This window comes from Mesorhizobium sp. Arg314 (assembly GCF_053714275.1).
In genome coordinates, this window is sequence record NZ_JBSKBP010000235.1 from 1 (window position 1) to 545 (window position 545).

Here is a 545-nt window from a genome sequence, read left to right on the forward strand (position 1 = left end):
TAGTCTGCTCCGGCACTACACTCTCGATCCAGTTGACAGGTTGGAATGTGAGGTGCGTCGCCGCCCGCATAATAAACTGGGCTTCGCCATCCAGCTTTGCGTCATGCGGCATACTGGGCGTCTCCTGGGAGAAGACGAGCAGCCTCATGCGGCGGTCATCCGCCACTTGGCCGACCAGCTCGGCGTAGACTCGCGTGATTACGCCATCTACGCGCGTCGGCGTGCGATGGCGCGACCTGCCAATCCGATCGTTACGGCGGTGATATCTGCGTTTCGGCAGCGCGGGGCGCTGCTCCCTTCTCAGGCGGCGATCGAGACGATCGGATTGGCAGGTCGCGCCATCGCACGCCGACGCGCAGAAATCACACTCCTCGAAGATATCGCCGCCGAGAAGTTGGAAGCGCTCGACGCTCTGCTCGACGTCGATCCGGCTGTTGGTCAAACGCGATTCCATTGGCTGCGATCAGTGCCAGACGCGCCCGGTGCTTCGAACCTAATTGGACTGACCGAACGGATCGCCTTCCTGCACACGCTCGAAATCGATC

1 protein-coding gene is annotated in these 545 nt (G+C 61.5%); it reads left to right on the forward strand.

The genetic code is table 11. The features are described from left to right. A partial coding sequence (locus ACWGS9_RS35255; protein WP_454509488.1) for a DUF4158 domain-containing protein occupies positions 1-545 on the forward strand: 545 nt, incomplete at both ends.